Raw genomic sequence first — 21,973 nt, 5'->3', positions numbered from 1 at the left:
ACGCGGTCAGCCTTCGACGCGTTTGCGCAGGGCCGCGTCCTTGTCGAGCACCAGCTGCTCGAGATCCGCCTGGAACCGCGCCATCTTCGCCTGCAGCCCCTCGTCGGACGCGGCGAGGATGCGGACCGCGAGCAGGCCCGCGTTCCGTGCCCCGCCGACGGAAACCGTCGCGACCGGGACCCCGGCGGGCATCTGCACGATCGAGAGCAGCGAGTCCATGCCGTCGAGGTACTTCAGCGGCACCGGCACCCCGATCACCGGCAGCACCGTCGCCGAAGCGACCATGCCCGGCAGATGCGCGGCACCCCCGGCACCCGCGATGATCACGCGCACGCCGCGCGAAGCGGCCGACGTCGCGTAGTCGAGCATCCGCTGCGGGGTGCGGTGCGCCGAGTAGACGCCGACCTCGTACTCGATGCCGAACTCGGCCAGCGCCTGTCCGGCCGCTTCCATCGTCGGCCAGTCCGAGTCGCTGCCCATGATCAGGCCAACCTGCGGCGACATACTCATTACTCCTAGTGGATCTCGTAGCCGTCGAGCCAGACGGCGTGGGAAAGCCAATGCGCGGACAGCAGCGCGCGGTCGCGCAGCTCCTCCATGCGTTCGCCGACGAAGTTGACGTGGCCGAGTTTGCGGCCGGGACGTTCTCCCTTGCCGTACAGGTGAACGCGGATGTCCGGGTACCGCGCGAACAGGTGGTGCAGGCGTTCGTCCGGGCCCATCTCGGGCGTCTCGGGGGCGCCGAGGACGTTCGCCATCACGCAGGCCGGAGCGACCAGATCGGTCATCCCGAGCGGGTAGTCGAGCACGGCGCGGAGATGCTGCTCGAACTGCGAAGTCCGCGAGCCGTCCTGCGTCCAGTGTCCCGAGTTGTGCGGGCGCATGGCGAGTTCGTTGACCAGCAGGCCCTCGTCGGTCTCGAACAACTCGACGGCGAGCAGCCCGGTCACGTTCAGCGTCGCGGCGATCCGCAGCGCGAGGTCCTGCGCCTCCTGCGTGCGCGCGACGCTGAGCCCCGGCGCCGGGGCGAGCACCTCGGTGTTGATCCCGCCGGACTGCACGGTCTCCACCACCGGCCACGCCGCGCCCTGTCCGAACGGGGACCGGGCCACCAGCGCGGACAGTTCGCGCCGCATGACGACCTTTTCCTCGACCAGCAAGGGGGTTCCGGCGTCGAGGAGCTCGGGGACGGTCTCGCGCGCCTGCTGCGCGGTGTCGAGCATCCAGACGCCCCGGCCGTCGTACCCGCCCTGCGCCGCCTTGAGCACCACCGGCCAGGAGTGCTTGTCCCCGAAGGTGATCACGTCGTCCACAGCGGACACTTCGGCGAACTCGGGGCCGGGGATCTCGAGTCCGGCCATCATCTCGCGCATGATGAGCTTGTTCTGCGCCATCGACAACGCGGCCGGATCGGGCCGGATGGTGACGCCTTCCATCGCGAGCGTCAGCAGGTGCTCGCCGGGAACGTGCTCGTGGTCGAAGGTCAGCACGTCGACCCCGGCGGCGAACGAGCGCAGCGCTTCGAGGTCGGTGTGGTGACCGTGCACGACCTCGCCCGCGACGAGGCCGGCGGATTCGTTCTCCCCGGCGGCCAGCACGCGCAGGGACTGGCCGAGGGAGATCGCCGCCTGGTGGGTCATCCTGGCCAGCTGTCCGCCGCCCACCATGCCCACGATCGGAAGACCGGTTCGTTTGTCCATAACGACGGAGAGATTACTTGGCCGCCACAGCCGCGACCTGGGCGGACCCGCGCCGCAGCTCACGCACGGCCAGGCCTGTGATGGCGATCGCAGCCGTGAGGACGTAGACGTTGCCGAGCAGCGACCAGCCCAGCCCCCAGCCGAACTCGATCTCCCCGCCGTTGGGCACGAACATGATCAAGCCGCTCGCGAACAGCACCGCGACGCCCGCGGCCGGAACCCACGCCCGGCGGACGACGAGCAGGACGAGCAGCGGCACCGTCCACACCCAGTGGTGTGACCAGGACACCGGCGAGAGCAGCAGCCCGTAGAACGCGGTCACCAGCAGCGCGCCGACCGGGTCGCCGCGGCAGTGCAGGCGCACCACCAGCCAGACGGCGGGGACGGCCAAGACCGCGGCGATCGCGATGGCCACCGTCAGCGACCACGGCGCGAGTTCCGAAGCGCGGTTCACCAGCCCGTTGAGTGACTGGTTGAAGATCCAGTGCACGGAGCCGACCCGGCTGGGATCGGTCGCCGATTCGGTCCAGAACCGGACGGCGTCGCCGGGGATCACCGCGAACATCACGGCTTCGAGCGCGACGAACGTGCCCAGCGCCCGCAACGCGTCCTTCCAGCGGCCGGTGAACAGCAGATGCGGCACGAAGATCAGCGGCGTCAGCTTGATCGCGGCCGAAACGCCGATCAGCACCCCGGCCCAGCGCGAACCGCGCGCCGAAAGCACCAGCACGTCGAGGACGATCAACGCCATCAGGATGAGATTGATCTGCCCGAGGAAGATCGTCTTCCAGACCGGCTCCAGCGCCAGCGCGCCGGCCGTGGCCAGGGGCAGGACCCACCACCGGGTGAGGGGCGCGCCGCAAGCGCGGGCGACCACGGAGATCACGACGCTCAGGCAGACCAGCGAGAGCGCGCCGACCACGCCCCAGGTCAGCCCGGCCGGGACGATCGCGAGCGGCAGGAACAGCGGCGCGGCGGCCGGGGTGTAGGTGAACGGCAGCAGCACCCACGGCGGCAGCGTCGTCAGCGCCTCGCGGGTGTAGAGCGGTTCACCCTTCAGCAGGGTGAGGGCACCGGCGCGGTAGACGGCGCTGTCCGCGCCGAGATGCCATTCGCCGAGCCAGGCCACGATGCCCAGCCCCAGCATCGCCAGTGCGAGCGCGCCCGCCAGCGCGGCCCCGACGACCCGAGGCTCAGCCGCCGGACGCGACTTCAGCATGCTTGTCGCCATCCCCCACAGCGTCGTCCCCCACGGCGTCGTTCCCCGCGCCCCGCTTCCGGCGCAGGTACCACCAGCGCCCGGCCAGCGCGAGCGCCAGCACCAGCGGCATGAAGATGTACGCGCTGCCGAGGATGTTCTGCCACACCTTCCAGTGCAGCTCGACATTGCGGCCGTTGGGCAAGATCAGCAGTACGCAACTGATGAAGACGAAGAACACCCCGAAGGTGCCGAGCCAGCGTTTCCACGCCGTGGCGGGCGTGGTCTTCGGCAGGCGCGAGACCAGCAGGACGACCAGCGGCGCCACCCACACCCAGTGGTGGGTCCAGGAGATCGGCGAGATCAGCAGGATCCAGAACGCCGTCACCAGCATCGCCGCGAGCGCCTGGCCCTTGCGGTGGAAGCGCAGCACCAGCCAGATCGCCGGGATCGCGAGCAGCGCGCCGATCCCCATCGCCGCCTTCGACGCCCAGGGCGCGAGTTCGGTGAAGCGGTTCATCAACGCGTTCAGCGATTGGTTGCCCGCCCAGTGCACCGGGCCGATCCGGCCGGTGTCGGGCAGCGTGTAGGTCCAGTACCGGGCCGCGTCGTGCGGGATGATCAGGAACATCAGGCCCTGCATCACGATGAACGTGATGAGCCCGCGGACGGCGTCCATCCGGCGGCCGGTGATGAACAGATGCCCCAGGAAGACGATCGGGGTGAGCTTGACCGCGGCCGCGACGCCGACGAGCACCCCGCCCCAGCGGCTGCCCCTGGCCCCGATGACCAGGATGTCGAGCATCACCAGCGCCATCAGGATGATGTTGATCTGACCGAGGAAGATCGTGCGCCACACCGGCTCGAGACCGAGGAACACCAGGAAGAAGGCGATGGTCGACCGGGCGGGCGAGGCCCACCAGCGGGGGCCGTCGGTCGAGGGCTTCGGCAGCGCGCCGATGGCGATCCGGACGCACAGCGCCAGCGCGAGCAGCGAGACCGCGGTCAGGAGCCCCCAGGCGACCTGCGTCGGGACCACGGCGAGCGGGATGAAGAGCAAGGCGGCCGTCGGCGGATAGGTGAACGGCAACAGCGCCCACCACGGCTCCACCGGAAGTGTGTTGGCGTCGTACAGCGGATCACCGTTGAGCAGTGTCTCGGCACCGGCGCGATACACCGCGCTGTCCACGCCCAGCACCCATTCGTGCTGCCATCCCCAGATGCCGAAACCGATCGCGACCAGCGGGATCACCGACAGGATCAAGATCGATCTCGGCCGGACGGACAAGCGGGCGAGCGACCTGCGCAACGAGAGACGATGCTGTGGTCGTTTCGCCGAAACGTCGCCGTTCGCGTCGGCGGGAACAGTCCGGGTCACGCAAACAGGAAATCATGAACCGGGTCGTCGCACGTCGAGTGGGTCGCCCGTGACCTGGAGAACGTCCTGCGCTAACCCTGCTCAGGACCGCGCGAGACCGGTGAGGAGATCGCACGCCTGGTCGTAGGTCGCCGGAAGCCGGACCGCCGAAATCTGCGGACGGCCGGTGTCCCGCAGCTGGGCGTCCACCGAAAGCCGCTCGTTGAGCGCCCTTCGCAGCGCGACTCCGGACGAAGCGAGCCTCACGTCCTTCGGCACCAGCACGCCCGCGACGGACGGCCCGAGCGAAGCGACGCTCTCGCCGCCGTCGAACACCTGCTTCAGCGCGTCCGCGACCAGGATCATCCCGGTCAGCCGGGGCCAGCCCGCGACCGAGCTGAAGTCCATCGAGACCACGAGCAGGGTGTGTGCCTCCGCGACCGGCCGCTCGTCGCGGCGGGCCTGGCGGTACAGCTCGCTCAACCGGGTCCTCAGGTACGCGGCGGTGGGCAAGCCGGTGAGCGGTTCGGTGACTTCGGTGTTCACGAGCTGATCGGTCGCGACGTCCGCCCACGCCAGCGCCGTCACCCGGAGTAGCCGGGACGGCGTCGAGTCGACGTCCGGTGCGATGAAACCGTCCACCGCGTCCGGGTCGGCGAGCACGGCGTGCAGCGCCGCGAGGTCCGCGAGCGTTTCGGCCAGCCCGGCACCCGCGGCGGCGCGTGCCCTGCCCAGTCCCGCGAGAGCGGTTTCCGCCACTTCGGCGGTGACGGCCCGGCCGTTCTTGATCACCGCCGCGCAGACGGCGTCGACCTCGGGGAGGCCCCAGTCACTCGGGAAACGCCAGCCGGCGGCCAGGCTGGCGGTCCGCCAGCGAGCCCGCAGGGCGCGGAGAGAACGATCCCGCTCGAACCGGTTCCAGGCGGCTTGCCCGTCGGGTCCCCCGGACGGCGCACCGGTCGCCGGTACGTCCACTGCCCACCGCCCCTTCCGTCCCGATCTTTTCGATCTTGCGATCGCTTCACGGTGGGGACGCCGGTTCACGTCGTGCGTGACGGCGTTTTTCAAGGATCTTTCCGAACTCTTCAGTAACCCAGGGCGGGTGAAGGTGTTGGGCTCTCCGGGTCATCGGCGGGGCCGCGAGGTGACGTGCGTCGCCCAGTCCGTCACACTGAGCGTGTTCGGGCGTTTAAGTCAGTAGACCCGCCGAACCAGCAGATGAAGGAGTCCCGTGTCCACCGTTCCCGCCGATCTCACCGGTAAGAGTGACGCCGAGCTGATCGCCGAGGTGCGTGACGGGAAGATCGCGTCTTACGGAACGCTTTACGAGCGGCACGCCGGCGCGGCGCACAATCTCGCCCGCCAGCTCGCCCGCTCCAGTTCCGAAGCGGACGACCTCGTTTCGGAAGCCTTCGCGAAAGTGCTGGACACGCTGCGCGGCGGTAAAGGCCCCGACGCGGCGTTCCGCGCCTATCTGCTGACCGCGCTGCGGCACACCGCCTACGACAAGACGCGCAAAGAAAAGCGCGTCGACCTGAACGAGGACATGTCCGACGTCGGCGGTGCCGTCGGCGAAGCGCTGACCGTCCCCTTTTCCGACACCGCCGTCGCCGGGCTCGAGCGCACGCTCGCCGCGAAGGCGTTCACGCGGCTGCCCGAGCGGTGGCAGGCGGTGCTGTGGCACACCGAGATCGAAGGGCAGAGCCCCGCCGAGGTCGCGCCGCTGCTGGGACTGACCGCGAACGGTGTCTCCGCGCTCGCTTACCGGGCCCGTGAGGGCCTGCGGCAGGCGTATCTCCAGGTCCACCTGGCCGAGAACTCCGGCGAACGCTGCCGCGCGAGCGCGGACAAACTCGGCGCGTGGACCCGCGACGGCTTGTCCAAACGCGAGCGGGCCCAGGTGGAGAACCACCTGGACGAATGCGAAAAGTGCCGCGCGCTGGCCGCGGAACTGGCCGACATCAACGGCGGTCTGCGCGGGATCATCGCGCCGATCGTGCTCGGTGGCGCGGCTCTCGGTTACCTGGCCACGGCCGGGGCGGGCAAGGCGGGCGCGGTCACCGCGGCCGCGACGGCCGCCACCACGGCTTCGGCTTCGGCGGGCGCGGCCGGTGCCGCTGGTTCGGGCTCGGGTTCGGGCGGAGCGGCAGGCGCCGCCGCGGCCGGACCGCGCCAGTTCGCCACGGTGGCCGGATCGAGCGCGGCCATCGTCGCCGCCGTCGCGGTGGCGCTCGCCGCCGGTGGCGGCACCCAGGAGATCCCTGCGGCCGCGGCGGTCCCGCCGCCCGCCGTGGCACCCGCTCCCATCAAGCCCGTGCCGCCCGGGGTCCCGCAACCCCAGCCACAACCGCAACCTCAGCCGCAGCCTCAGCCGCAACCGGAGCCTCAACCCCAGCCGGTTCCTCCCGCTCAGGAGCAGCCGCCGCCGACCCAGCCGACGCCCTCCGTTCCGGCGCCTTCGCCCTCCGAGCCGCCACCGCCCTCGCCGGTGATCCCGTCACCTCCGGTGATGACGGCATCGACCCCGACCGGCGGTGTCCAACTCGAGCCGGGTGAAGACACCAACCTGCCGATCACCGTGCGCAACGACGGTGGATCGAAGTCCGAACCCGTCGCGATCTCGCTGAACCTGCCGAAGGGTGTGACGGCCGTCCCCGCCGGTGGCGGTGGCGCGGCGGGCGTCCGGCAGCAGGCCGGACCGGCGCCGATCGCGGTGAACTGCCCCGGCGGCACCGGAACGGTGACCTGCAGGACCGGCACCGGTCTCGAACCGGGACAGGCCGCGGTGCTGACGTTCCGGCTGCGTGCCGACGAAACGGCCGAACCCGGCAGCATGGTGACCGGTTCGGTGACGGCGGGCGCCCAGATCAAGGTGTCGGTCGTGGTGAAGGTGACCGTGAAGCCGCCGCCGGACGACCTCGTCCTGCGGGCCGAGAGCGACGGGCTGTCGGCGTTCCCGTGGAACCGCAACCCGCTCGTGCTGGTCCGCGTGAAGAACACGGGCAAGACGACGAAGCCGGTGACGATCACGCTCGACCACCGCGTGCTCAGCTCATGGAGCGTGCACGGCATCCCGTGCAGCCCGACCGGCGAAGGCGCGTCGTGCACTTCGCGCGGCTCGCTGACTCCTGGGCGTCAGGTAAGCCTGTGGGTCCGGCTGAAGGGCCGTCCGGCGGACAACCTGCCGGTGACGGTGAACGCCACCCTCGGTGTCGCGAAGGCGAAGCCGGTGGAGGTCTACTTCGGCTGCTGGCACCACTGGTGTGACGACTCCGCGCTGCTTCCGCCGACCACTGTGCCCTCAATGCCCTCGATGCCTTCGCTGCCTTCGGTCACCTCGAAGCCTCCGGCCACTTCGGAGACGACGAAGCCGGGCCGGCCTGGGTGGCCTTCTCCGTCGAAGAAGCCTTCGCCGTCCGCAACGCCTTCAGAGCCGGCGAAGAAAGAACCCGCTCCGCCCGCCGCGACCACGAGCGCGCCGCCGCGGCCAGGCAAGACGAAGCCGACCACCGAGCCCAACGGGATCATCGACCGCATCTTCCAGTAGCGTTGGCCGCATGCTGGGGAGGCACCGGGAGCTGCTGCGGTTCGCCGTGGTCGGGGGCGCCAGTTTCGTCATCACGATGACGATCACCTACGGGCTGAAATTCACCGTGCTGACCGACAAACCGGTGACCGCGCTGATGATCGGCGTGCTGGTCGCGACCGTTTTCTCGTATGTCGCGAACCGTGAATGGTCCTTTCGCACCCGCGGCGGTCGTGAGCGCGCTCACGAAGCGGCACTTTTCTTCCTGCTCAGCGCGGTCGCGCTCGGCCTCAACGCGATTCCACAGCTGGTTTCGCGGTACGTGCTCCAGCTGGAACAGCCGCACGTCGGACTGCTGACACAGGAAATCGCCGACTTCGTCAGCGGCGCGATCATCGGGACACTGCTCGGCACGGTGTTCCGCTGGTGGTCGTTCAAGAAGTGGGTCTTCCCGCAGGCCGACGCGCGGCCGCGGCTGCTGCGGGGCGACGGGCGAGACGCTTCGGACATCCCCGACGAATCTGCCGCCTGACCCGCCCCCGCAGTCCGTGAAGGCCTCCTTCACTACCTTCAGAGTAGGCAAGGAGGCCTTCACGGACCTGCGACCACCTCCAGCCACAAGCAGCAGGTACCTAAGACCCCTTTGGTACTAACCGTCCCTACCACTCACGAGGTCATGGCCGCGCCCGGAATCGCCCAAAGGGTCCTATAACGCTCTGTCCAAGCCCCTGCCAGCCCGTTCGGTGGCCCGCGCGAATTAGACTGACCTGGTGACCGTGGTCGAATCCGTCCTTTCCCGGACGCCCGAGCCGCTCCGATCCGTGCTGATCAAGCACCGGGAGCTGTTGAAATTCGGAATTGTCGGTGGCACGACGTTCCTGGTCGACAACGGCGTCTGGTACCTGCTGAAGCTCAGCGTGCTGGAGTCGAAGCCGACCACGGCGAAGGCGATCGCGATCATCGTGGCGACGATCGTGTCCTACATCCTCAACCGTGAATGGTCCTTCCGGACCCGCGGCGGGCGCGAGCGGCATCACGAGGCGGCGCTCTTCTTCGTGATCAGCGGCATCGCCGTGGTGGTCAACCTGATCCCGCTCTACACGTCGCGGTACATCTTCGACCTCGAAGTGCCCCATGTGACACGGTTCGTCCAGGAGTTCGCGGACTTCACGAGCGGGTCGATCATCGGCATGCTCCTGGCGATGTTCTTCCGCTTCTGGGGTTTCAAGAAGTGGGTCTTCCCGGACGAGCTGGGCAAACGCCGCCGGGACAGCGACGAGCCGGACGACGACGTCGTACCCCTCCGCTAAGTACTTGTCAAAAGACATGTGATTGTTTAGAGTCATCCATGTCAACGTTCCTTCACTGATGACGCCGGCCGGGTTCGTACGGTCGAGCGGGACGAATCCGAGGTGATCGCCAAGCGCGAAGAGGACCGCATCCGGTTCGGATGACGGTTGAGCCTTTTCCCGTCTTGGCGGGGACCGGAGTGGCCCTCCGTGTCCTTCGCGTTCCCTCGTTTCTTCCAGTGAACGGATCCTTTTCTTGAGTACCGCTCTCGGTGCGCCTCCGCGTGCCCGAAACACCCTTGCCCTCGTCGGGCTCTTCGCCGCCGTTTTCCTGGCGATGCTCGACGCCCAGGTCGTCGCGACCGCCCTGCCTCGCATGGTCGGCGAACTCGGCGGCGCCACGTCGTTCGCCTGGGTCACCACCGCGTACCTGCTGGCGGGCAGCGTCAGCGCTCCCGTCTACGGAAAACTCGGCGACCTCTTCGGGCGCAAGCGCGTCGTTCTCGTCGCGATCGCGCTGTTCGTCCTCGGCTCCCTCGCCTGCGCGCTCGCGCCGTCGATGCCGCTGCTGATCGCCGCCCGTGTCCTGCAGGGCATCGGCTCCGGCGGGCTGTTCGTCGCGGTCGCCGCGATCATCGGCGAACTGTTCCCGGGCCGCGAAGGCGCGCGCTACTTCGCCTGGTTCTCGATCTGCTTCGCCGGGTCTTCGTTGGCGGGCCCTGTCGTCGGCGGCGCGCTGACCGACCTCGCGGGCTGGCGGTCGATCTTCGTGGTCAACGTGCCGATCGGACTGGTCGCGCTCGTCGTCGCCGCCCGCTTCCTGCGGCTCGAACGCCGCCGGACGGCCGCGCCGTTCGACTTCGCGGGCATCGTCGTCCTGTCCGGCGCGATCGTCGGCCTGACCCTGGCGACGCCGCTTTCCGCGTCGATCGGCGTGGTACTGCTCGTCGCCTTCCTGGTCATCGAACGCCGGGCGGCCGAACCGGTCATCCCGCTCCGGCTGTTCCGCGCCAGGATGTTCAGCCTGAGCGTGCTGGCCAGTGCCGCGGCCGGGTTCGTCTTCCTGGGTTCGGTCAATTACCTGGCGCTCTTCCTGCAGACCGCGGGCGGCGCCGGGCCTTCGGAAGCCGGTCTCCTCCTGCTGCCGATGACGCTCGCCGTCGCCGCGTCGTCGATGGTCGCGGGCCGGATCATCGCCAAGACCGGCGCCTACCGCTGGGCACCGATCCTCAGCATGACACTCGGTCTCGCCGCCGCCCTCGCGATGTCCACAATGGACGAAACGACGCCCTTGCCACTCGTCGTCGCCTATCTCGTCGTGTTCGGCGCGGCGGCCGGGCTCAACATGCAGGTGCTTTCCATGGCGGCCCAGCAGAACATCGCCCGGACCGACCTCGGCGCCGTTTCGGCGACCGTCGGCTTCCTGCGTTCCCTCGGCACCACGGCCGGGCTGACCGTTTTCGGCGCGGTGTTCACGAGTTCGTTCGCCACCGACAGTCCCGGTGGTTACGCCTCCGCGCTCAACGGGGTGTTCTGGACGATGGTCCCCGCCCTCGTGATCGGCCTCGCCGCTTCCCTCTTCCTGCCGCGCGTTCCCTTGCGCCGCAACCACTAAGGAGTTCTTCGATGATCCTCGTTCTCGGTTCCACCGGTAAAATCGGCCGCGAACTCGTTCCCTCGCTGCTGGACAAGGGCGCCCACGTGCGTGCCCTGACGCGCGACCCCGCCCGCGCCCGGATCGATCCGCGTGCCGAAGTCGTCACCGGCGATCTCGACGCTTTCGATCCCGCGCTGCTCGACGGTGTCGATCGCGTCTTCGTCCTGACCTCCGGGCACGGCTCGGACCCGCTCGCACAGGAACGAGCGGTGCTCGAAGCGGCCACCGATGTCGCGCACGTCGTCAAGCTGTCCACCACCGGAGTCCACTTCGGACAGACCGATCCGATCTCCCTCGTGCACACCGCGGCCGAACAGGCCGTGCGCGAGGCCGGGCCGGACTGGACGATCCTGCGCCCGGGCACGTTCATGGACAACCGGTTCGCCTGGCTGCACGCCGTGCGCGGGGACGGCGTCATCCGCGTCACCGAAGGCGATCCGGCGTCCGCTCTGGTGCACGTCCGCGACATCGCCGAGGTCGCCGCGACCGTGCTGACCACCGACGGGCACGCGGGCAGGACGTATCCGATCACCGGCGGCGAAGCCCTCACGACCCGGCGGCAGGTCGAGATCCTGGGCGAGGCTCTCGGCCGACAGCTGACTTACGCCGAAGAGCCCGAAGCCGACTCTCGTGCCCGGATGCTCGGGTACGGCTGGCCCGCTTCGGCGGTCGACGGGCTCTTCGAGCTCAAGCGGCAGTCCGCCGGGAACGAGGAGATCGTGTTCGGCACCGTCCGCGAACTCCTCGGCCGGGCGCCGCTGACGTTCGCCGACTGGGCTCGCGAGCACGCCGCCGCGTTCGCCTGACCTGCGGAAAGAGAGCAAGGGACCTTTGCTCACGCCTGAGTCGGGGTGATCCGCGGTCCGTGAGGGACTCCTTGAGGGACTCTGGGTCCCTCAAGGACTTGCGCCTCTCTCAATACTAAGAGAAGTGATAGCAAGGGACCTTTGCTCACGTTGGTTAGCGTGCTAACGAACGTGAGCAAAGGTCCCTTGCTCCCCCGGCTGGGCCGAAAGGGTTAATGACTTGGGCGGATCCCCGCGATACGCGACACTCATCGGGCGTTTAATTCTCGCCGGTCCGCTGTCCGGACCACGCGTTGTCCGCGACCGGCCCTCTCGCTAACGTGCCGCGCGGGGAGACAGGGGGAGCCCGTATGAACGAACGCCTTCGCGTGCTCGTGGTCGACGACCATCCGCTGTTCCGGTTCGGGGTGTGCACACTTCTCTCCAACGAACCGGAGATCGACGTCGTCGGCGAGGCCGCGAGCGGCGCGCACGCGATCAGCGCGGCGAGTGCCCTCGGGCCCGACGTCGTGGTCATGGATCTGCATTTGCCCGACGTCAGCGGTGCCGAAGCGACCCGGCACATCGTCGCCGAACGGCCCGGCGTCGGCGTGCTCATGCTGACGATGGCGGACGAAAGCGAATCGGTTTTCTCCGCGATGCGTGCCGGAGCCCGCGGATATCTGCTCAAAGACGCGGAACCCGACGAAATCATCCGTGCCGTTCACGCCGTCGCGAGACGCGAAGCGATCTTCGGGCCCGATATCGCGACGCGCGTTCTCGGCTTCTTCAATCACTCTCAGCCGAGTCCGGACACGGTGTTCCCGGAACTGACCGTCCGCGAACGAGAGGTCCTTTCGCTCATCGCCGGCGGCCACAGCAACACCGCCATCGCCAGCACTCTCTGTCTCAGCCCGAAAACCGTGCGGAATCATATTTCCAACGTCTTCAGCAAACTTCACGTCGCGGACCGCGCCGAAGCGATCGTCCTGGCCCGTGAAGCGGGCCTCGGCCGTTGAAAACCTCATTTAGGGCGGCTTTTCGGGCAATGTCGGGACCGGAGTCCCATGCGCCCGGGACACCTCACCCGGCAGGGTGAGCAGTGCGGGGGGTGGGGCCCTCGCACCGTTCGAGGGGAATGGGAATCACATGTTCGAACCGAACAGGACACCGGTGGTCGTCCGTGCCACCGATCCGATCCTGCACAACGGCGTCTGCATGACGCTCCGCTCCCGTGACGACGTCTGGCTGGTGGACGGGGAGGCGGCCGACCCGACGATGGTGGCCCTCCTGGTCACCGACCGCCTCGACGAGGCGATGACGCAACTGCTGTCCGCGCTGCACCACCAGGGGTTCACCCGCATCGTGCTCATCGCGGGTGAAGTCGACGACAACGAAATCCTGAGCGCCATCGAGCACGGCGTCTGCGCGGTCGCCCGCCGCTCGGAGGCGGGCGCCGACGTCCTGGTCCGGCTGATCAAGGCGGCCGCGGCCGGGGAGGGCGCGCTTCCGCCCGATCTGCTCGGCAGGCTCCTGCACCGGGTCTCCCGGTTGCAACGTCAGGTCCTGCAGCCGCGTGGCCTGCAGTTCGGTGGTATGAGCAGCCGGGAAACCGAGGTGCTCAAGCTGGTCGCGTCGGGGTTTTCGACGCAGGAGATCGCCGATCAGCTCTGCTACTCGCAGCGCACGGTGAAGAGCATCCTGCACGACGTGACCAACCGGTTCCAGCTCCGGAACCGGTCGCACGCGGTGGCTTACGCGCTGCGTGAGGGATTGATCTGACACCGTGATCAGCCAGGTCGACGAAGCCTTGTGCCTGCTCATCGCACCTCATCTGCCGGAGGGGACGGTGGTCCGGTTGGATCCGCCGAAACCCACCTGGCAGACGGAGACGCAGGTGTCGAGCGTCGATCTGTTCCTTTTCGCCCTGCACGGCACCGGCCCGGGAACCGGTGCCGTGCGGGCGAAGCGGTGCGAGCTGTCGTATCTGGTCACCGCGCGGGCGGACAAGGTCCGCGACGAGCACACCCTGCTCGACCGGTCGCTGCGCGCCTTGATCCGGACCGAGTTCCTGATGGTCGACGAGCAGCCCTTTCCGCTGGCGCTCGGGAAGACCGATCCGACCGGGCTGTGGGTCAGCCTCGGCCTGCCCGCGCGGGCGGCGTTCGTCGTCACGGTCACGGCGGAGTACCGAGACTGAGCACCGAGGCCCGCCGCAGGACCACTCCTCCGATGGAGGCCAGCTGCCCGCCGAAGAACTCGCACCATTCGGACGCCGTCGCCGGCGGCCCGCAGTCACCGGCCCGCCGGGCCCACCCGGCACAGACTTCGAGGCGGTAGCCGAGCACGCCGGTCAAGGTCAGCCCGTTCTTGCCCGCGCCGACCACGCACCTGCCCCGGTAGATCCAGCGGTCCGGGGGCTGGAACACGACGGAATCCTGGACGAACCGGTGCCCCGCCGCGCCGGAGACGGCCGCGACCGGGGTGTCGATCCCGCTGACGAACAGGCCCTTCGAAAGCAGGTCCAGGGCCTCGGCCTCCATCCGTTCCACCACCCCGGGCGGACGGCGGCACGCGAACAGGTCACCGTCGAAGGACAACCGCAGGGAAATCGCCACCTTGCCGATCTCCACGGTCGCCGCGGCGACCGGACTCACCGGTGGGCGGTACCGGAACGCCGTCGCATGCACCCTCCGACGGTAAGTCGGCGCGCTTCCGCGGCATTGCCCGAACGGGTGGTCCTTGGGGAGGTCTTAGCGAGGGACCCGTTCGGCGGGCCAGCGCACTTCGGCCACATCGCCCGGGCGAGGGACCTTCAGGAAGAGGCTGAACACCGCGGGCTGCTTGCTCGACAGCTCCAGCCGTCCGCCGTCGGCCTCGATGAGCGCACGGGCGAGGGCCAGCCCGACACCGGTCGACCCGCCGCCGGAGAACCCGCGTTCGAAGATGTGCGGCGCCAGCTCGTCGGGCACCCCCGACCCGGTGTCGGCGACCTCGATGACCACGGTGCCGTCCGTGTCACCGCGCCGCGCGGCCAGCGTGACGGTTCCCGCGCCGTGGCGCAGGGCGTTGTCGAGCAGGACGTTGACGACCTCGCGCAACCGGCCCGGCGTCGCCCGCACCCTCAGCCCGTCGGTGACGCGAAGCCGCAGATGCCTTCCTTCGGCGCGAAGCAGCTGTCGCCATTCCTCGGAAACCGCGGGAAGCACTTCCGGCAGGTTGACCGGTTCCGCGCCGACCTCGCGCGCCGCCCGCGCGGCGGCCAGCAGCTCGTCGAGCGCCTCCGCCAGCCGGTCCGCCTGTTCCTGCGCGGCCTTCGCCTCGTCGACGACGTCCTGATCGGGGTGGACGGTGAGCGGTTCGAGCCGCAGCTGCAACGCGGTCAACCGGCTCCGCAGCTGGTGGGAGACGTCGCCCACCAGCTGACGTTCTCGCTGGACGAGTTGCGCCAGCGCCGAACCGGACGCGTCGAGCGCCTCGGCGACCATGTCGAGCTCGCCGACGCCGTAGCGCTTCGGATCCGGCCGGAAATCGCCGCCGCCGAGTTTGACCGCGCGGTCGGCGACATGTCTCAGCGGTTTCGCGAGCCGTCGCGCGGTCACGGTCGCGACCACGGTGCCGGTACCCACCGACAGCACGACCAGCAGCACCACGAGCAGCGTCACCTGGGTCTGGCGGGTGCGCATCGGCCCGGCGGGAATGGACAGCTCGACCTCGCCGTGCAACGCGATCGGCGCCCGCTCGGACACCACGTCGGGACCGGGGTCGGAGCCGTACCGCTTCTCGATCTGCCCCTGCGCGCGGACGGTCAGCAGCCCGCCCTGTGGCACGCCCACCCGGAGCAGGTCGAGGTTGATCGGCTGGCCGACGGCGATCTCGTTGTCCAGCGTCGCCGCGATCCCGCGGGCCGAGGAAGCCAGGTTCTCGCGGTTGAGGTTCTCGACCAGCTGCCAGGCGGTGATCCCGAGCGGGATGCCCAGCACCGCCGCGGTGACCGCGACGGCGAGCAGGATCGCCAGGAGGATGCGACGGCGCATGCTATTCCGAGTTGAAGCGGAAGCCGACGCCGCGGACCGTCGCGATGCGCCGTTCCCCGTCGCCGTTCCCGCCGGGTTTGCCCGCCCTGCCCGCCGCTTCGTCGGCGGCGATGGCGAGCTTCCGGCGCAGCCACGACATGTGCATGTCGAGGGTCTTCGAAGTCTTCGATTCGAGGTCGTTCCACACCTCGGCGAGGATTTCGTCGCGGCTGACCACCTGGCCCGCGCGGTTCATCAGCACCCGCAGGAGCTCGAACTCCTTGTTCGCCAGCTGCACCTCGTGCAGGTCGACGGTGACCATCCGGGCGCCGAGGTCCATCCGCACTCCCCCGGCTTCGAGCACCTCGGGCGCCCGCCGTCGCAGCAGCGCCCGGATCCGGGCCAGCAGTTCGGCGAGCCGGAACGGTTTGGCGACGTAGTCGTCGGCGCCGGCGTCGAGCCCGACCACGAAGTCGACCTCGTCCGTGCGCGCGGTCAGCATCAGCACCGGCACCTCGGTACCGCTGGCGCGCAGGCGGCGGCACACCTCGAGGCCGTCCATCCCGGGCAGCCCGAGATCGAGGACCAGGAGATCGACGCGATCGCTTTCGGTCGCGTCGAGCGCGGCCGGGCCGTCACCGACGACACGCACCTCATACCCCTCCCGCTGAAGCGCGCGCGAAAGGGGATCGGCGATGGCCGGGTCGTCCTCGGCGAGTAGCACCATGCTCACCTGGCCAACTCTACGACTGCCGGGCGTGAAAGCATCGTGACCGTGCCTGGCTACGAGAATGATCTGGAACTCGCCACCCGGCTGGCCGACGCCGCCGACGCCATCACCACCTCCCGGTTCCGCGCGCTGGACCTGGCCGTGGAACGCAAACCGGACCGGACTCCGGTCACCGACGCCGACACCGCCGTCGAAGACGCGATCCGTGCGATCCTCGCCACAGAACGCCCGGACGACGAGGTACTCGGCGAAGAGCGCGGCGGTTCGGCCGCGACCGGCCGGGCCTGGGTGCTCGACCCGATCGACGGGACCAAGAACTTCCTGCGCGGTGTCCCGGTCTGGGCGACGCTGATCGCGCTGGTCGAAGACGGCACCCCCGTGGTGGGCCTGATCAGCGCGCCGCTGCTCGGCCGCCGCTGGTGGGCGGCCACCGGGGACGGCGCCTGGATGAGCGACTCGGCGGGCGAACGCCGCCTTGCGGTGTCGAAGGTCGCTTCGCTCGAAGACGCGTATCTGTCCACAACGGACCTGAACTCGTGGGTGAAGTACCACTCGCGGGAGAAGTACATCGACCTCGTCGACGCCTGCTGGGAAAGCCGCGCTTTCGGCGATTTCTGGCAGCACTGCCTGGTGGCCGAAGGTGCGCTCGACATCGTCGCGGAATGCATCGTGAACCCGTGGGACGTCGCCGCCGCCCAGGTGCTGATCACCGAAGCCGGTGGCCGTTTCAGCGACCTGAACGGGGAAGCGCGCTACGACAACGGCTCGGCCCTGTCGACGAACGGCCTGCTCCACGACGAAGTCTTGGCCATCCTGCGGCGCTGAAGCTCACTGCGCGCCGGGGAGAAGACCGACAGCGCCGCGGGCGACCTGCGACCAGGCGAGCCGCCCGAAGAGGTAGTGGCAGGCGACCTGTTCGCTGGTGAACCGTGCCCAGTCGTACCGGTTGCCCTGCTCACGCCAGAACACTTCCCAGGCGGGCTCGGCGTCTTCCTCCTCGGTGCGCATGAGGCACCAGGCGTTGTCCGCCTCCGCGCCGACCGAGACCACCTCGGGCGGCACGCCCAGCGCCGCCAGCCACCGCAGGATCGTCCCCGTGTTCACCGAACCTCCCCCGTGACGTCCGCCAGGAAGCCCAGCGTGACGAGTTCATCGGCGCCCAGCACCGCGCGGAAACGCACCCCGCCGCCGGGCTGGCCGAACCATTCGGCGGTCACCGAACGCCAGACCGGCAACGACCGGACGACCCGGTAGCGTCGGTACGCGGCGGCCTGGTCCGGCGGCAACGAGCGCATCGAATACAGGGTCGCGTCCTCGGCGAACACCCGGCCGTGCGGATCGCCGAAGCGGTCGAGATGGGTGCCCGCTTCGAGCATCACCGGTGTCGCCGGGTCGATCCCCCCCTCGGGAAAGAGCGCGCCGGGCGGCCACAGATAGCTCGTTTCGCCCACGAAGCGCTCTCGCCAGTCCTCTGGGGACTCTCCGCCCCAAGGGTCGTGCCCCCGGGTCAGTTCCGGCGGGGGAACCACGGACGGGGTCGTCGGCGATCGCCGGAAACCGCTGCTGACGTGCGACAACGCGTCCTGATCGTCCAGCACGCCAGCCTCGGGGTGGTCGTGCGGCCCGGAACCGCCGCCGGGAAGCGGCAGCTGGCGCGCGGGTTTCGCCATCGCGACCGGGAGATGCCCGATGGGGAACATGTGCACGAGGAACAGCGCGATCACGCTCTCCCGCTCGGTCCGTAGGGCGCCCATGGGCGGCGGAGCGACGGGCTGCGGCGGGAAGGGGACGCGCAACGGTGCCACCGCGGGCGGCCACGGCGAAGGCGCGTACGGAGCGCGAGCGCCATGAGGAGGCGTCGGTGCGTCGGCCGCGCCGTAGTGGACGGGCAGCCGGATCGGGCCCGTCCCGGCCTCGCTCGGATCGGTCACCGCACCTCCCCCAAGGAATCGGTCCCACCGGTGAAGGGGGAGGCAGCGGACAGGACGCGCTAAGACCTTAGCGCCGACCGGCGTTCTCGTCGGCGGATACCCGAAAGCGCGGCTCTCAGCCCGCGAGCGCGTTGACCACCCGGGACGGACTCGGCCTGCCGAGCTTCCCGGCCATCCACTTGCTCGTCGAGACCAGCGCGTCGAGATCGACACCGGTTTCGACGCCGAGACCGTCGAGCATCCAGACCAGATCCTCGGTCGCGAGGTTCCCGGTGGCCGATTCGGCGTACGGGCAGCCACCCAGCCCACCGGCGGAAGAGTCCACAGTGGACACACCGCAGCGGAGTGCGGCCAGCGTGTTCGCGAGCGCCTGGCCGTACGTGTCATGGAAATGGACGGCCAGGGTGCCGACGTCGGGGAACTGCCCGATCAGCGCCTCGACCTGCCCTGCGGTGGCGACGCCGATGGTGTCGCCGAGCGAGAGCTGCGAACAGCCCAGGTCCAGCAGCCGCTTGCCGACCCCGGCGACCTGCGAGGCCGGAACGGCGCCCTCCCAAGGGTCGCCGAAGCACATCGACACGTATCCGCGGACGTCGAGACCTTCGGCCCGTGCCCGGGTGACGACCGGCTCGAACATCGCGAACTGGTCGTCCACCGTCGAATTGAGGTTCTTCTTGGCGAAGGTCTCGGTGGCGCTGGCGAAGATCGCGATATGCGAAACCCCGGCCTCCAGGGCCCTGTCCAGCCCGCGCTCGTTCGGGACGAGCACCGGGTAACGGACGCCTTCGCGCTTGTCGAGCCCGGCGAGGAGCTGCTCGGCGTCGGCCAGCTGCGGAACCCATTTCGGGCTCACGAAACTGGTCGCTTCGAGCGTGGTCAGCCCGGCATCGGCGAGCCTGTCCAGGAACTCGAGCTTCACCCCGACCGGAACGATCGACTTCTCGTTCTGCAGGCCGTCCCGGGGGCCGACCTCCCAGATCGTGACGCGCTCCGGCAACGCGGCGGCGGACGGGACGCGATCGGGCAGCCCCAGCTCTCGCGTGCCCATCAACGGCGCCGGTTTCCGCGCGGCGGGGGTCCCTGCGGCGGCAGGGGTTCGGTCTGCTGCGGTCCGCCCGCGGCGGGCGGCGCGAAGTCGTCGTACGGGTTGTCGTTGACTTCGCGATAGATGACCGTGTGCACGCGCTCGACCTTGGGGATGTCGTCGAACTTCAGCGGTTCGTCCGAAGCGGACTCGATCACCAGCGTGCCGCAGCCGAACACGCGGTCCAGCAGCCCGTGCTCGAACTGCACGCTGTTGATCCGCGACAGCGGGATGTCGATCCCGGTCCGCTTGAGCACGCCCTCACGGGCGATCAGCCTGTCCGTGGTCACGATGAAGTGCGTCGTGCGCCAGCGGACGAACGGCGCCAGGAAGAGCCAGACGACGAGCCCGAGACCGATCGCGGCGACCGCGATCAGCGAGATCAGGTCCCACGGGGCCGTGGCGTCCTTCGCCAGGATGCCCAGCCAGATGCCCACGCCGAGGGTGACGATCAGCGCGAGGAAGGGGAAGATCAGCATCTTGAAATGCGGGTGACTGTGCACCACGACGTGCTCGTTTTCGCTGAGCAAATCGTCCGGATAGGCCACGACGGACGCTCCCAAAGTGTGTTCGGCGCTGGTGAGCTCACCGTACCGGCGAACGGTCCCGGCGGAAGAGGAGACGCCGCAATTCGCGGCACACCCGATCAGGACGCGGCGGGCCGCACGTGGACGACGTCTCCGGCGAACACCGTGTACCGCTCACCACCGGGAACGTCGACCTGGAGCTGGCCGGCGGGATCGATGTCGGCGGCCCGGCCGGTCAGCGCCGAACCGTCGGGCAACTGGACCTCGACGTCCTGCCCCAGCGTGGCGCAATGCCGCCGGTAGTCCCCGAGCAGTCCCGCCTCGGCCAGCGACCCGCCGGCGAGCCGCCAGCGGCGTTCGAGGTCGTCGAAACCGGTGAGCAGCCGCGTGGCGATCTCGGCGCGATCGGTCTCGTCCGCCCCCTGCTCGGCCAGGGAAGTCGCAGGCAGGCCGCCTGGCCCGGCCGGGACGTTCTCGCCGAGCGGCAGCACGTTCAGGCCGATGCCGAGGACCACGGTGGTCTCTTCACCGGCGGCGGCCTCCGCCAGGATGCCCGCGCATTTGGCGCGGTCCGGCCCGGCCAGGACGTCGTTCGGCCACTTGAGGACGGCGTCGACGCCCAGGCTCGCGGCGACCTCCCGGACCGCGAGGCCCGCGACCACGGAAAGTGAACCCAAATTGGCGAACGGAACGTCGCGCGGACGCAGCAGCACGCTGACGTAGAGGCCTGATCCCTTCGGCGAAGACCACTGCCGGGCGCGGCGGCCGACACCGGCCGTCTGCTCTTCGGCGATCAGCACGGTGCGGTCTTCAGCCCCCTTCGTGGCGGCTTCCCGCAGGTCGGCGTTGGTGGACCCGGTGCTCGCCACGACCTGGATCGCGGCGTACCGGCCGGACAGCGCGGCACTCAGACGCTCGGCGTCGAGCGCTCCCGTCTCACTCATTCGTCCAGAATATGAGAGTCCCCCTAACGTGCAAGGCGTTCGCTCGTTACGCAGAGGTGGTCTCCAATAACCTGGACGGCGTGACCGAGCCCGAGTCCGCCCCGAGCGCGTCCCCCGCCAGCCCGAAGAAGTCCTGGGCGCGCGGTGTGGCGATGCGAAGCCTGGTCGCCCTCCCGCTGGTCGCGGGGCTCGCGACGGCGGGCTGGCTGCTCGCGGGCGGCAACGATCCGGCGCCCGCCGACGGGATCGGTCAGGTTCCCGTCCCCGCCGCCGACCGGGATCCGGCCACCGTCGGCGGCGGCGCGGGTCCGTCGGTCCTCGAAGTCAGCGCGCCGGTCAAGGCCCAGGAGACGCCGAAGGGCGCCCGGCCGCTCGAAGAGTGGGCCGCCAAACTCGCGGGACCGCTCGACATCCCGGCGAAATCGCTGATCGGCTACGCGAACGGCGAGCTGGCGCTGCGCGGCGAGCAGCCGAACTGTCACCTGTCCTGGGTCACGCTGGCCGGGGTCGGCGCCGCGAGTTCGAACCACGGACGCGGCGGCGACAACCCCCTCGGCCTGTCGGCACAGCAGTGGAAGAAGCACGGCTCGTCGATCCCCGGCATCGCGAAGCCCGCGCTCGCCGACCCCGACTCCGCCTCGGTCGCCGCCGGCCGCGCGCTGTGCGCCTCCGGAGCCGACCTCGGTGGCGGCAACGGCTGGTGGAAGGCGATCGCCGGCTACCAGGGCGGCAAGGGCAACGAGGCCGAACTGTTCCGCCAGCGCGTTCTCGGCAACGCCCAGCTCTACGCGACCCTGTCCCTCGACCCGGCGCGAGGCTCCAGCCCCGCCGTGAAGGCGACCCGGTTCGCCCTCGGCCAGCTGGGCCTCCCGTACGTGTGGGGTGGCAACGGGCCGGAAGCGGGCGCGGCGGGCTTCGACTGCTCCGGGCTGACGAAGGCGTCCTACGACGAAGCCGGAGTCGGGCTGCCGCGGACCGCGGACAGCCAGTTCCGGGCGCTGCCGCAGGTCCCCGGCGGTCAGGAACCGAAGCTCGGCGATCTCGTGTTCTACGGGAACCCGGCGACGCGGATCCATCACGTCGGGCTCTACCTCGGAAACGGCCTGATGATCAACGCGCCCACCGAGGGCCAGGCCATCCAGATCCACACGTATCACTCGAAGGGCGACGACTACACCGGCGCCGGACGGCCCGCGGCCTAGCGCCTCGTGAGTGGCAAGGACGGTAAG

The 21,973-nt window shown here is 69.6% G+C and carries 23 protein-coding genes; 10 read left to right on the top strand and 13 right to left on the bottom strand.

From position 1 onward, the window contains the following. Positions 1-6: 6 nt before the first annotated feature. The 5 genes from purE to BKN51_RS39515 form a co-directional block, all read right to left on the bottom strand. Positions 7-504 carry a 5-(carboxyamino)imidazole ribonucleotide mutase gene (purE, locus tag BKN51_RS39535; RefSeq protein ID WP_020633596.1) on the bottom strand — a complete coding sequence of 166 codons (498 nt, stop codon included), beginning with the start codon at positions 502-504 and terminating at the stop codon, positions 7-9. 11 nt (positions 505-515) lie between these two features. After that, the gene (locus BKN51_RS39530; protein ID WP_101612419.1) at positions 516-1,700 is read right to left on the bottom strand and encodes a 5-(carboxyamino)imidazole ribonucleotide synthase; all 1,185 of its coding nucleotides are present in this window, start codon (positions 1,698-1,700) and stop codon (positions 516-518) included. A 13-nt stretch (positions 1,701-1,713) separates the two neighbouring features. Then, entirely contained in the window at positions 1,714-2,919 is a 1,206-nt protein-coding gene (locus BKN51_RS39525) for a glycosyltransferase 87 family protein (protein ID WP_101613736.1), read from the bottom strand. After that, positions 2,894-4,276, bottom strand: a complete 1,383-nt coding sequence (locus tag BKN51_RS39520) for a glycosyltransferase 87 family protein (protein ID WP_101612418.1) — start codon at positions 4,274-4,276, stop codon at positions 2,894-2,896. Before BKN51_RS39520 ends, BKN51_RS39525 begins: the two co-directional genes overlap by 26 nt. An 81-nt stretch (positions 4,277-4,357) precedes the next feature. After that, the gene (locus BKN51_RS39515; protein WP_101612417.1) at positions 4,358-5,230 is read right to left on the bottom strand and encodes a GGDEF domain-containing protein; all 873 of its coding nucleotides are present in this window, start codon (positions 5,228-5,230) and stop codon (positions 4,358-4,360) included. 256 nt (positions 5,231-5,486) lie between these two features. Between BKN51_RS39515 and BKN51_RS39510 the strand changes: the two genes are divergently transcribed. From BKN51_RS39510 to BKN51_RS39475, 8 genes are all read left to right on the top strand, one after another. Continuing rightward, positions 5,487-7,802: a sigma-70 family RNA polymerase sigma factor gene (locus BKN51_RS39510; protein WP_101612416.1), complete on the top strand. Its 2,316-nt coding sequence runs from the start codon at positions 5,487-5,489 to the stop codon at positions 7,800-7,802. A gap of 10 nt (positions 7,803-7,812) precedes the next feature. Then, positions 7,813-8,313, top strand: coding sequence for a GtrA family protein (locus BKN51_RS39505; protein WP_101612415.1), 501 nt, complete (start codon positions 7,813-7,815; stop codon positions 8,311-8,313). 238 nt (positions 8,314-8,551) lie between these two features. After that, the gene (locus tag BKN51_RS39500) at positions 8,552-9,091 is read left to right on the top strand and encodes a GtrA family protein (RefSeq protein ID WP_101612414.1); all 540 of its coding nucleotides are present in this window, start codon (positions 8,552-8,554) and stop codon (positions 9,089-9,091) included. Positions 9,092-9,326: 235 nt separating this feature from the next. Continuing rightward, positions 9,327-10,685, top strand: a complete 1,359-nt coding sequence (locus BKN51_RS39495; RefSeq protein WP_101612413.1) for an MDR family MFS transporter — start codon at positions 9,327-9,329, stop codon at positions 10,683-10,685. An 11-nt stretch (positions 10,686-10,696) separates the two neighbouring features. After that, a complete protein-coding gene (locus tag BKN51_RS39490; RefSeq protein ID WP_101612412.1) occupies positions 10,697-11,533 on the top strand; it encodes an NAD(P)H-binding protein in 837 nt (278 codons plus the stop codon). A 350-nt stretch (positions 11,534-11,883) separates the two neighbouring features. Then, positions 11,884-12,531 carry a response regulator gene (locus tag BKN51_RS39485; RefSeq protein ID WP_101612411.1) on the top strand — a complete coding sequence of 216 codons (648 nt, stop codon included), beginning with the start codon at positions 11,884-11,886 and terminating at the stop codon, positions 12,529-12,531. 130 nt (positions 12,532-12,661) lie between these two features. Then, complete coding sequence (locus BKN51_RS39480; protein ID WP_101612410.1) at positions 12,662-13,294, top strand: helix-turn-helix transcriptional regulator; 633 nt, start codon at positions 12,662-12,664, stop codon at positions 13,292-13,294. Positions 13,295-13,298: 4 nt separating this feature from the next. After that, positions 13,299-13,712: a hypothetical protein gene (locus BKN51_RS39475; protein WP_101612409.1), complete on the top strand. Its 414-nt coding sequence runs from the start codon at positions 13,299-13,301 to the stop codon at positions 13,710-13,712. Here the strand turns inward: BKN51_RS39475 and BKN51_RS39470 are convergent. From BKN51_RS39470 to BKN51_RS39460, 3 genes are all read right to left on the bottom strand, one after another. Beyond that, positions 13,690-14,202 carry a hypothetical protein gene (locus BKN51_RS39470; RefSeq protein ID WP_174720510.1) on the bottom strand — a complete coding sequence of 171 codons (513 nt, stop codon included), beginning with the start codon at positions 14,200-14,202 and terminating at the stop codon, positions 13,690-13,692. The two genes, BKN51_RS39475 and BKN51_RS39470, sit on opposite strands and share 23 nt — an antisense overlap. A gap of 63 nt (positions 14,203-14,265) precedes the next feature. Beyond that, positions 14,266-15,549 carry an ATP-binding protein gene (locus BKN51_RS39465; RefSeq protein ID WP_101612407.1) on the bottom strand — a complete coding sequence of 428 codons (1,284 nt, stop codon included), beginning with the start codon at positions 15,547-15,549 and terminating at the stop codon, positions 14,266-14,268. A 1-nt stretch (position 15,550) separates the two neighbouring features. Continuing rightward, the gene (locus BKN51_RS39460) at positions 15,551-16,255 is read right to left on the bottom strand and encodes a response regulator transcription factor (RefSeq protein ID WP_101612406.1); all 705 of its coding nucleotides are present in this window, start codon (positions 16,253-16,255) and stop codon (positions 15,551-15,553) included. A gap of 42 nt (positions 16,256-16,297) precedes the next feature. On the opposite strand from BKN51_RS39460, the gene hisN reads away from it, so the two are divergent. Continuing rightward, positions 16,298-17,083 carry a histidinol-phosphatase gene (gene hisN, locus BKN51_RS39455; RefSeq protein ID WP_101612405.1) on the top strand — a complete coding sequence of 262 codons (786 nt, stop codon included), beginning with the start codon at positions 16,298-16,300 and terminating at the stop codon, positions 17,081-17,083. Between the two features lie 3 nt (positions 17,084-17,086). Here hisN and BKN51_RS39450 read toward each other — a convergent pair whose 3' ends face one another. From BKN51_RS39450 to BKN51_RS39430, 5 genes are all read right to left on the bottom strand, one after another. Further along, complete coding sequence (locus BKN51_RS39450; protein WP_101612404.1) at positions 17,087-17,362, bottom strand: hypothetical protein; 276 nt, start codon at positions 17,360-17,362, stop codon at positions 17,087-17,089. Further along, positions 17,359-18,189 carry a TNT domain-containing protein gene (locus BKN51_RS39445; RefSeq protein ID WP_101612403.1) on the bottom strand — a complete coding sequence of 277 codons (831 nt, stop codon included), beginning with the start codon at positions 18,187-18,189 and terminating at the stop codon, positions 17,359-17,361. The genes BKN51_RS39450 and BKN51_RS39445 overlap by 4 nt, the downstream gene beginning before the upstream one ends. Positions 18,190-18,304: 115 nt before the next feature. Then, positions 18,305-19,237: a hydroxymethylglutaryl-CoA lyase gene (locus tag BKN51_RS39440; RefSeq protein WP_101612402.1), complete on the bottom strand. Its 933-nt coding sequence runs from the start codon at positions 19,235-19,237 to the stop codon at positions 18,305-18,307. Beyond that, the gene (locus BKN51_RS39435; RefSeq protein ID WP_101612401.1) at positions 19,237-19,821 is read right to left on the bottom strand and encodes a PH domain-containing protein; all 585 of its coding nucleotides are present in this window, start codon (positions 19,819-19,821) and stop codon (positions 19,237-19,239) included. Before BKN51_RS39435 ends, BKN51_RS39440 begins: the two co-directional genes overlap by 1 nt. Positions 19,822-19,919: 98 nt before the next feature. Beyond that, a complete protein-coding gene (locus BKN51_RS39430; protein WP_101612400.1) occupies positions 19,920-20,744 on the bottom strand; it encodes a biotin--[acetyl-CoA-carboxylase] ligase in 825 nt (274 codons plus the stop codon). Positions 20,745-20,824: 80 nt separating this feature from the next. Here BKN51_RS39430 and BKN51_RS39425 point away from each other — a divergent pair, with 80 nt between their 5' ends. Next, positions 20,825-21,946: a C40 family peptidase gene (locus BKN51_RS39425; RefSeq protein ID WP_174720509.1), complete on the top strand. Its 1,122-nt coding sequence runs from the start codon at positions 20,825-20,827 to the stop codon at positions 21,944-21,946. Positions 21,947-21,973: the final 27 nt, after the last annotated feature.

It is taken from the genome of Amycolatopsis sp. BJA-103 (assembly GCF_002849735.1).
In the GTDB taxonomy this organism is placed as follows: Bacteria; Actinomycetota; Actinomycetes; order Mycobacteriales; family Pseudonocardiaceae; genus Amycolatopsis.
This window is presented reverse-complemented; position numbering and strand designations above follow the sequence as displayed.

Excerpts from the sequence above, each read along its gene's own strand:
- BKN51_RS39530 (WP_101612419.1), bottom strand. The coding sequence starts at position 1,700 with ATGGACAAACGAACCGGTCTTCCGATCGTGGGCATGGTGGGCGGCGGA.
- BKN51_RS39440 (WP_101612402.1), bottom strand. The coding sequence starts at position 19,237 with ATGGGCACGCGAGAGCTGGGGCTGCCCGATCGCGTCCCGTCCGCCGCC.
- BKN51_RS39525 (WP_101613736.1), bottom strand. The coding sequence starts at position 2,919 with ATGCTGAAGTCGCGTCCGGCGGCTGAGCCTCGGGTCGTCGGGGCCGCG.
- BKN51_RS39465 (WP_101612407.1), bottom strand. The coding sequence starts at position 15,549 with ATGCGCCGTCGCATCCTCCTGGCGATCCTGCTCGCCGTCGCGGTCACC.
- BKN51_RS39505 (WP_101612415.1), top strand. The coding sequence starts at position 7,813 with ATGCTGGGGAGGCACCGGGAGCTGCTGCGGTTCGCCGTGGTCGGGGGC.
- BKN51_RS39480 (WP_101612410.1), top strand. The coding sequence starts at position 12,662 with ATGTTCGAACCGAACAGGACACCGGTGGTCGTCCGTGCCACCGATCCG.
- BKN51_RS39460 (WP_101612406.1), bottom strand. The coding sequence starts at position 16,255 with ATGGTGCTACTCGCCGAGGACGACCCGGCCATCGCCGATCCCCTTTCG.
- BKN51_RS39490 (WP_101612412.1), top strand. The coding sequence starts at position 10,697 with ATGATCCTCGTTCTCGGTTCCACCGGTAAAATCGGCCGCGAACTCGTT.
- purE (WP_020633596.1), bottom strand. The coding sequence starts at position 504 with ATGTCGCCGCAGGTTGGCCTGATCATGGGCAGCGACTCGGACTGGCCG.
- BKN51_RS39485 (WP_101612411.1), top strand. The coding sequence starts at position 11,884 with ATGAACGAACGCCTTCGCGTGCTCGTGGTCGACGACCATCCGCTGTTC.
- BKN51_RS39430 (WP_101612400.1), bottom strand. The coding sequence starts at position 20,744 with ATGAGTGAGACGGGAGCGCTCGACGCCGAGCGTCTGAGTGCCGCGCTG.